The following is an 8740-nucleotide window of genomic DNA, read 5'->3' on the forward strand; positions in this document are numbered from 1 at the left end:
TAATAAAATTCCAATTTGGTTGATTATCAATTATTGGGTTTGAATGTAAACTCATTTGATGAACAAATAACAAACAAGGAGGGAATTATTTGAGCCAATCAAACTTTAAAAAAACACCGTTACTGTTAGCCATGATGATCATTGCTACCGGACAAGTCGGTGTCAGCATCTATTTGCCATCTTTACCGTTAATTGCTGCTGACTTAAGTGTTTCTCAGGTGGATGTTCAGCTGCTTGTTACGCTGTTCCTTGTGGGCTTTGGTCTGTCTCAGTTGTTTTATGGGCCGATGTCCGATGCGGTGGGAAGAAGGCCTATTTTCCTATTAGGCCAAGGTGTGTATCTGATTGGTACCATTGTTTGTTTTATATTTTCTGACAATATGACGGCGTTAGAGGTGGGGCGATTACTACAAGGTTTAGGAGCGGGGAGTGCTTCGGTACTCGGGCGTAGTGTTCTGAGGGACAGCTATGATGGTCCGCAACTCACTAGGGCTTTATCTTATATTTCGATGACGGCTTCGATCATGCCGATCATTTCGCCTGTATTTGGTGGTTGGATTTCATTTCACCTAGGATGGCAGTCTGTCTTCTTGTTTGTGTTAGTTTATTTATCTGCGATTTTCATCTTAGGTTACTGTGTGCTACCTGAGACCTTGCCTTATGGAAAAAGTCGCTTTGATGTCAGTCAAGTGGTGAAGAATTACGGACGCTTGTTGACCAATCGCCAAGTGATCAGCAGTGCGAGCTACAACTGGATGAGCTACATAGCGAGTTTGGTGTCGTTGTCTTTGTTCCCATTCTTAATGCAAGAACAACTGGGGCTGACCGCCGCTGAATATGGTTCTTTGATGATTATTCCTTCTGCGGGGTTGATGATCGGCAGTGTTTCTCTTAATTTACTGAATCGAAGATTTAGCACGCCCCAACTCATGAGCCTTTCGATTGTTATTACTTTGGCTTCTGGTGTTTGGTTGCTGACTCACGAACTCTCCATCTTTCATCTTGTGTGGGCATTTACTTGGTTGACGATAGCGCAGGGGATGTCATTCCCTCTTTCAATTAGTTTGTTGTTGGAACCTCATAAGAAACAAGCGGGAGCCGTGTCTGCACTCTCGGGCTCAATTCAAATGTGTTTGGCGGGTTTATTGGGGGGATACTTAGTTGAAAACTGGGTGACGACTCATCTGCAATTGGGGGTGTTTTATCTAACCATTGGTGTGGGGATGGGGCTTGTACTTTGGTTTACAACGAAAATAAATAACAAAGCCGTCTCTCCAAAAGTGGAATACAACTAAATGATTCTTGCTTTATAGTTTGGCATACCAACGTTAATACATTGTATTTATGTGGTGGGTTTTCTACAATGCTTCGGTCCATTTAATAGGTAAACAACATGCAGCAAAATGAATTTGAAGTACTGGTAAAAGCTATTTGCGCACTCGATGGCCTGCCACAAGCGCTTGAGCTCTTGAAATCCAACGAAGACACTGAAGTCGCTGAGGCTGCCGCATCACTGACTGGCCAATTTGCGCTAGCAGAAGTGGAAGGCGAAAAGCGTATTTACCACGTGACACTTCAAGAGAATGAACAAGGCGAAGAGCAAGAGTACATCGAACATGTTATGAATGAAGGTGATGACTTAATCAAATTTGCAGCTTGGTTCTTCGAAACGATGTTCGAGTTAAAGCAAAAAGATACCTACCAAATTGCGGGTAAAACCTACAGACAGCCAAAGCGTAGCTAGAGATGAGTTATTGCGAATAGCTTCAGCAAAGTCTGTCGTTTTAAGCGAAGCGAGTAAAAAAGCAGCTCACATGGGCTGCTTTTTTATATATATGTGTCTACGTGTAACAACTTAAGTTAACTTGCATTAAAGTGTGATTTATGTCTTGTTTTTGGTTGGTTTAAGTGTAAAATCCGCGCAAAAGAGAGTCGACTATGTGCGGAGATAAGCATGAATTACGAATTAGGTAACGCATACCTTAGCCAATTAGCTGCGAAAAATATGATGCATGAAGCATTGTATGGCAAGCCAAAGCCGAAAAAAGCATCATTCTTTAAGCGAATTATGAAGAAAATGGCGAAGTAAGTATTGTCCAAAACGGAATTTTAAAAGGCCTTAAACTTGATGAAGTTTAAGGCCTTTTTCGTTTTAGCGATGGGTGAATTTCATCGCTCTATTGTGGATGGATACAATATGGATTAGCGATTAGCTGCCAGAATCCCAACTCTGCCTAAGCGAAATCAGCTAGCCGATTGATTGGATAAATCGATAACGTTGTTTGGAATAGAATCTAGATCACTTTCTTTTATCCAAGCGGCTAAGTTGTCTGCTCCGCCAATGTATTTACCATCTAACCAGATCTGAGGAACCGTGACTGGCGTTTTCTCACCAATGTGTGCTTTTACTTCTGGGATCATGCGATATAAGGCGGCACTGTTTTTTACAACATCGTGGTATTGGTACTCGACGCCGGCTTTATCCAGCATTTTCTTTGCCTTAACGCAAAATGGGCAGGTCGCTTTACCATAAACGATATTGCCTTTCAGGCTGTCTCGTTTTGTCCACTCTTTGATCACGGATTGAACCAATACACCGCGGTTGAGTGCCTCGCCTTGGCTGACTACCTTGCCTTCAACGACAAGGATCGGAGCATGCCAAGAGCCCAGTTTTAAAGGTTCCCACCAGTGAGATAACCAATCTTTCACTTCCAATTCGACATCGACACCGGCCAACTCATTCTCAAATGTATCCTCAAGAATGTCTTTGGTCAGAGTGCATTCTCCGCATGGGATATTGACTTTAAATGGCCCCCAACTGCCAGCCCAACGGTATAGTGTAATCTTGACGGGTTTGTTCATGGTTACGACCTCGTTTAAATTCTCTTATCAATATAGAACGGATAAGAGAATTATTTATTTCATTCACCCTATAGCTTGTTCACTTTAGTCGGTTTTTTTGTTTCCCAATGAGTGATAAATGCGACGGAGGCAATGATAATTGCGGCCCCTAGCCATAGACGGCCCGGTGGAACCCAACTAAACACAATCCAACCGGCTAAGACGTTGAGTGGTAATTTGGCGTGATCAAAAGGTTGCACAAACGAAGCATCAGCGACTGAATAAGCTTTTACAATGGCCCATTGTGCAAGCGCTGTCATCACACCAATGATGAGTAAAATCGCCCAAATAGTCCCCCCGGTAGGGGTTTGCCAATCTGGGATCGCAAGTAGAATATTAAATGGTGTGATCAAGAGTAAAAGGTAGACCACCATGGTTGAAGGGCTGTCTTGTGAAGAGAGTTTTTTCACCATCAGTGAGTAGCATGCCCAAAAGAACGCTGCGCCAACGGGTAACAGCGTTGCCCAGTTAAAGTCTTCAGCCCACGGTTCTAGAATCACCATCGCACCTACAAAGCCTGCTAAGGTTGCCCCCCAGCGAGCAGCCCCAACTTTCTCCTTGAGAAAAAGCCCTGAACCTATAGTTGCAAATAGCGGCGACGTCATCAGTAGGGCAATGCCTTGCCAAATCGGCACTGGGTAAGCCAGCGCCCATATCCAAAGTTGGATACCAATAACCGATAAGAAGACACGGAATACGTGTAATTTGAGATTGTCAGTTTTTAGCGCACGGCGAATACCCAACGTGTTCAAATAGGGAAGAATAGCGAACAGCGCGATGGTGTATTGAATGACGGCCACCGTGGTAGAAGTCAGTCCGAAATGAATGCTAGCAATTTGAGTTAGGCTGTTGATAACGGCAAAGGCTAAGCCTGCGGTTAGCATCCAGCTAGCGCCTTGGATCGGATGGTGTTGTGACATGATGCTTTTAATTGTTTGATGTGGTTCGCCTATGATACGGATTTAGCACCACTTAACCAGAAAAAGCATGGATGAAGTTATTCAGAATATTTGAATATGAAAAAAGGTTGAGCAATGCTCAACCTTCTGTCTTTATCTAATGTCGATTTTGGTTAGAAGTCGTAGCGTAGACCTAGGCGAAGAGAGTCTTCACTTTGTGTTTCTAGACCCGCAACTTTTATATCATCTAAGTTGTTCAATTGGTAAGCAACGTATGTACGGATAGATTTGTTGAACTTGTATGTTCCCGTTAGCTCAAAGAAATCTGCTGTATCTACAGTGACGTTCTGTGTCGTGTCTTGTTCTTGTTTTTGGTACAAAGCAGCCAGCTCAAATTGGTCAGTTAGTGTGTATTTAGCCGCTACCTCTACACCTGAAAACTCAGTCTTCGCTTTGTCGTCTAGGTCGCCCATTGTGTATGTCGCACCTAGGTATAACGCATCCATCTTGTAATTGATACCCGCTATTACAGCCGTTGCAGAACCGTTGCCAGCACCGTTGTCGTTCCCCGAGTAACCAAGACCGAAACCTAAGCCCATTGGCAGTGTGTAGATACCAGAGATACCGAAACCGTCCGTATCTTTATCGTCGCCAGCGATGAAACTGGCCTTCAACGCAAGAGTATCAGTATTGTAAGCGTAGACAAACGTGTTGTTAACCTGCTCGTTACCCGCGTTAATGAAAGCTTTTTGATCACCGGAATAGATAGTCACATCCGACATTTCTGAGATTTGAGCTGCGGCTGTATCTTGGCGACCTACCGAGACAGCACCGAAATTACCTTCAAGGCCTGCGTACATGTAGCGTTGTTTAAAGTTATCTGTTTCATCGTTATCCGCTGACGAATTTACGCCTTGTTCCGCTTCGTAGAACCCGAAACCAGATAGGTCGCCAGTGATGTCTGCGGTACCGCCAACATTCAAACGCACACGGCTTTTATTTTTCATGGTTCCGTCGATTTCTTTACCACCTGAACCAATGAAATCACCACGGAATTCCGCACGTCCACCAATCTTAAGCTCTGTACTGTCAGAGTTGTAAACGGTTGCTGCTAGAGATGAACCTGAAACTAGTGCTGCTACCACTGCTGAAGCTAGAACTGCCTTTTTCATAATCACTTACCTTGTATTTTAAAATCCGTGAGCAATGCGCTCTCCGTTTCGCTATGAAGCTAATTTAGAGCAGCCAAATTAAGCTTTCATTTCCATACAATTACATTTTCGTGAATGGGGAACTTTTTAGATGTTGATTTTATTGCACTTTTATTTCAGAGGTGGGGTGGGAACATTGTGTTAAGCGCATGAAAAAGCCGACTTCGAGTCGGCTTTCTATTCATTGCTTTTTCGAGGCGCTATCTCTAACTACACACGTTTAAAAAGCACCATCTAGCAGGTCTTTTCATCGCTCATAAGGATCAAGCCGCCGATTAAAGCAACGCCAATCATGACTAGAAAACCGTTGCTACTTTTTTGATGTGCTAAGGACGAATGGGATGCCTTAGTGAGTACGACGAGGTCCGTTGCGAACGAGGTCTTTACCATTATCAAAGACTTCTTTGGAGATCCAGCGAGCAAGAAGCACTTGATGATGATTATTAAAGACGGCAACGAAATGACGACCATCTGAATTATTGGTTGCCATACCGACACCTTCCACACCTTCAAGGCCTAAACCACCCGCTTCAACTGAAATTAGGAATTGTTCTAGCTCTTCTAGAGACTCGATAGTATCCAGTTCGTTGTTCATAGATATGCTCTCTTGCTGCGAGCCAATATAGGATTGAAGGCGTTTTCGTGTATGCGCCTAAGTCATCATATTGGCCATTGTTCTTTAATTGGCGGCTACTCTACAGGTCATAACGAGGGATTGGAACTCTCAAAGACTCAACATATTGGACATTTTGCAATTTTTTAACACAACATACGTTTAAATGCTTGTTATTAAAATTCTTTTTACTAGTATTTACAGGAGAAATTTAGATATTTATAGGATTTAACATGATAAAGGTTTGGCGTTGTCTATTTTTAATGTTGGCGTTTGTTGCATTCGGGAGTTTTGCGCAAAGCATCGACAAAATAGCAGAAGTTCAAGACCAGCTAATGCTGGATCTAACGACACTTGAATCAGCGCACGAGGCTGAAAAACCGTTTCTTGAAGATATATTAAGGCGCAAAAACCAAGCGTTACGTAAGGAGATATCTTCACAATTATCTTCGGATAAAAAGGAAGGGCTTGATGCTGTGCTCTCCAAACAAACCGAGCTACTGCAGCATTTGTTGTCAATGAATGACGTCAAGATTGCGTCAATGAGCAAAGAGAGTCGCTCGGCAGATGGGGATGCCCAAAAGCGCCTTGAACTGTTGATTCAAAAACACATTGGAATGATGGATGTGTATTACGAGCAACTCTCTAAAACGTTAAGTTGGATCAAGGAGAGAGGTGGAGATGTCGCTTCTTCAGAAAATCGTCTTAAATCCTCATTGATTGCGCGTTCTGAATACCTGACGAATGCGATTCTTTATACCGATACTCAACGTCAGGACTTAAAACGCCGTTTGTCGTTTGTTAGTGAAGAAGAGAAGGCGACGATTAAAACTGAGTTAGTGCGTTATAGCGAACGAACCAGTGTCATGGTCTCTAGTTTAGAAGAAACCATTTCTTTAATGGAACCTTTTGGTGTTGATGTCACGTCATATAAGCGAATTTTATTGGCGACCACGGGCGATATTAATGCTGATGTTTTGGATATTGATATTGCCTTGGATCTATTGGAGGGTTGGCTACATTCGTTTAGTGGATGGGCTTTTGAAAATACCCCTTCTTTTTTCGTTAAGCTTGCCGTGTTATTAGGTATTTTGTATGTGACTAGCCTGATTGCAAAGGTTGCTCGTAAAATGGTTCGAAAGAGCGTGTCACATTCAAAAATGGACTTCAGCGTATTGATGCAAGAGTTCTTCGTATCGATTGCTTCTAAAACCGTGATTTTGATCGGTTTGCTTATTGCCCTATCTCAAATAGGGATTGAACTTGCACCACTACTTACAGGGTTTGGTGTTGCGGGTGTCATCATTGGTTTTGCTTTACAAGATACTCTATCGAACTTTGCATCTGGCTTGATGATCTTGATCTACCGTCCATACGATGTGAGTGACATGGTCAACGTGGCAGGCGTTCAAGGCACAGTAAAAGACATGAGTTTAGTGTCGACTACCATTCAAACGATTGATAATCAAAGATTGGTGATTCCAAACAACAAAATCTGGGGGGACGTGATCAACAATATTACGGCTGAACGTGTTCGACGTGTGGATATGGTGTTTGGTATTGGCTATGCAGATGATATCGATAAAGCAAAAGCGGTGTTACATGACATCATTTTAACTCACCCTAAAGTACTGAAAAAACCTGAGCATATGATCAAGCTTCATACCTTAAATACATCTTCGGTTGATTTCGTGGTAAGACCTTGGGTTAAAACGAATGATTACTGGGATGTATATTGGGATGTAACGGAAACCGTTAAAAAACGCTTCGATGAAGAAGGCATTACGATCCCATTCCCGCAAAGAGATGTGCATATTTACAATCACGAAGAGAGCTAAGGTTAGCTTAAAGCTCATCGTTGGGTTGGATGTGAAATGGACGCTGAAGTAAGCGTCCATTTTTATTGGCTGTCGTTTATCCGGTATATGGTTTTTTTCTGTCACTTCACTCATCTTAGAATTACGTTATCATGGGGTAGGCTCAGTTTGGACAGTTGAAATCGAATGGATAATTCTCAGCAAAAAACGCGCACTAGCAATACGACGGTAAGAAAAGCGACGCGAATTGAAAGTGTCATGAACTCTGCGATGTGGCATTTAACTCAGAGAGACATGACAGAAAGCGAGCTGATTGCGAAGCTAAAAGTGAAAACCGACAATCAAGAATGGATCGATGAAACGTTGAATACTTTGAAAGGCTTTGGGTATCTCAAGTCTGATCAAGTGTTTGCAGAACAATTCGTGGAGCAAGCGTTCTCTGGTGAGTTTGGCTCTCGCTACATTATCGAAAAACTGAAGAAGAAAGGGCTAACGGATTTGGTCATTTCAGACGCGATCCATAAAGTGTCCTTCGAAAAGTCTATTGATGAACAAACCATCTTGATAGACCGAATCAACCACTACTACTCAAGCTTTACCATGAGTCGTGAGAAACTGGTCGCGACACTACAAAAACGTGGATTTACTTACCAGCAAGTGAAAATCGCGATGGAGCAACACCCACAAGCACATGAACTTAAGAGCACTCTTCAAATTAAGGCAGAGAAAGCCGATTTGGAAAAAGAGGTGCTCAAGTATGCTCGTAAAGGCAAGGGCTTGACGGCCATTCAGCAAGAACTGAGGCAACGACAAATCGACACGACTGAGTTGTCATCGCTCATCGACCGATTGATTAATGAAGAGCAGCTGGATTTTTACTCATCTTGTTTAGAACAGTTGCAGAAGAAGTCTTATGACCTAAACGATCATAAAGATCGCTCCAAGGCTTACGCGATGCTAAGTCGAAAGGGCTTTTCGTCGGATGAAATCAAATTTGCGTTGAGTGAAGATAACGAATAACTAAGCCGGAAAAATTTCCTATGTAGTATGTTGGTTTGTCCTAAGTAACTATTGGACAATTATCATTTTCGGGGAATCGAATATTAGCAAAACAAGAATAACTAGAGGTATGGCAACGTTGTTGTGAAGTGCTAGTGCAATGAGTAAAATCGCACTAGCAAAAAGGTGGGATTAGTTATGTTAGATTCGTACTAAGTGCCGTTATGGTAAATCGACTACTTATAACGATTTAAAAGTGGTCATTTCAGATTCTTTATTTAACTGGTATAACACTAATCA

Annotated in this window: 9 protein-coding genes; 5 read left to right on the plus strand and 4 right to left on the minus strand. The window is 42.5% G+C overall.

All coding sequences use genetic code 11. The annotated features are described in order from the left end of the window. The first annotated feature begins 89 nt into the window (after positions 1 to 89). From L4B77_RS18390 to L4B77_RS18400, 3 genes are all read left to right on the plus strand, one after another. Positions 90 to 1295, plus strand: a complete 1206-nt coding sequence (locus L4B77_RS18390) for a multidrug effflux MFS transporter (RefSeq protein ID WP_429752198.1) — start codon at positions 90 to 92, stop codon at positions 1293 to 1295. A gap of 98 nt (positions 1296 to 1393) precedes the next feature. Continuing rightward, positions 1394 to 1744, plus strand: a complete 351-nt coding sequence (locus tag L4B77_RS18395; RefSeq protein ID WP_017057980.1) for a hypothetical protein — start codon at positions 1394 to 1396, stop codon at positions 1742 to 1744. A gap of 210 nt (positions 1745 to 1954) precedes the next feature. Beyond that, positions 1955 to 2089 carry a hypothetical protein gene (locus L4B77_RS18400; RefSeq protein WP_429752204.1) on the plus strand — a complete coding sequence of 45 codons (135 nt, stop codon included), beginning with the start codon at positions 1955 to 1957 and terminating at the stop codon, positions 2087 to 2089. 155 nt (positions 2090 to 2244) lie between these two features. On the opposite strand, the gene L4B77_RS18405 is transcribed toward L4B77_RS18400, so the two are convergent. From L4B77_RS18405 to L4B77_RS18420, 4 genes are all read right to left on the minus strand, one after another. Then, entirely contained in the window at positions 2245 to 2862 is a 618-nt protein-coding gene (locus tag L4B77_RS18405) for a glutaredoxin domain-containing protein (RefSeq protein ID WP_261840688.1), read from the minus strand. 68 nt (positions 2863 to 2930) lie between these two features. Further along, positions 2931 to 3821 carry a DMT family transporter gene (locus L4B77_RS18410; protein WP_429752206.1) on the minus strand — a complete coding sequence of 297 codons (891 nt, stop codon included), beginning with the start codon at positions 3819 to 3821 and terminating at the stop codon, positions 2931 to 2933. 152 nt (positions 3822 to 3973) lie between these two features. Further along, complete coding sequence (locus L4B77_RS18415) at positions 3974 to 4972, minus strand: porin (RefSeq protein WP_429752208.1); 999 nt, start codon at positions 4970 to 4972, stop codon at positions 3974 to 3976. A gap of 385 nt (positions 4973 to 5357) precedes the next feature. Then, positions 5358 to 5606, minus strand: a complete 249-nt coding sequence (locus tag L4B77_RS18420) for a hypothetical protein (protein ID WP_429752210.1) — start codon at positions 5604 to 5606, stop codon at positions 5358 to 5360. A gap of 251 nt (positions 5607 to 5857) precedes the next feature. On the opposite strand from L4B77_RS18420, the gene L4B77_RS18425 reads away from it, so the two are divergent. After that, positions 5858 to 7462, plus strand: coding sequence for a mechanosensitive ion channel family protein (locus L4B77_RS18425; protein WP_372041313.1), 1605 nt, complete (start codon positions 5858 to 5860; stop codon positions 7460 to 7462). Positions 7463 to 7627: 165 nt separating this feature from the next. Beyond that, complete coding sequence (locus L4B77_RS18430; protein WP_429752213.1) at positions 7628 to 8461, plus strand: RecX family transcriptional regulator; 834 nt, start codon at positions 7628 to 7630, stop codon at positions 8459 to 8461. The last annotated feature ends 279 nt before the right edge of the window (positions 8462 to 8740 follow it).

The sequence above is a fragment of the Vibrio minamisatsumaniensis genome, from assembly GCF_050337445.1.
GTDB classification, from domain to species: domain Bacteria; phylum Pseudomonadota; class Gammaproteobacteria; order Enterobacterales; family Vibrionaceae; genus Vibrio; species Vibrio artabrorum.

Excerpts from the sequence above, each read along its gene's own strand:
- L4B77_RS18395 (WP_017057980.1), top strand. The coding sequence starts at position 1,394 with ATGCAGCAAAATGAATTTGAAGTACTGGTAAAAGCTATTTGCGCACTC.
- L4B77_RS18400 (WP_429752204.1), top strand. The coding sequence starts at position 1,955 with ATGAATTACGAATTAGGTAACGCATACCTTAGCCAATTAGCTGCGAAA.
- L4B77_RS18405 (WP_261840688.1), bottom strand. The coding sequence starts at position 2,862 with ATGAACAAACCCGTCAAGATTACACTATACCGTTGGGCTGGCAGTTGG.
- L4B77_RS18410 (WP_429752206.1), bottom strand. The coding sequence starts at position 3,821 with ATGTCACAACACCATCCGATCCAAGGCGCTAGCTGGATGCTAACCGCA.
- L4B77_RS18415 (WP_429752208.1), bottom strand. The coding sequence starts at position 4,972 with ATGAAAAAGGCAGTTCTAGCTTCAGCAGTGGTAGCAGCACTAGTTTCA.
- L4B77_RS18420 (WP_429752210.1), bottom strand. The coding sequence starts at position 5,606 with ATGAACAACGAACTGGATACTATCGAGTCTCTAGAAGAGCTAGAACAA.
- L4B77_RS18425 (WP_372041313.1), top strand. The coding sequence starts at position 5,858 with ATGATAAAGGTTTGGCGTTGTCTATTTTTAATGTTGGCGTTTGTTGCA.
- L4B77_RS18430 (WP_429752213.1), top strand. The coding sequence starts at position 7,628 with ATGGATAATTCTCAGCAAAAAACGCGCACTAGCAATACGACGGTAAGA.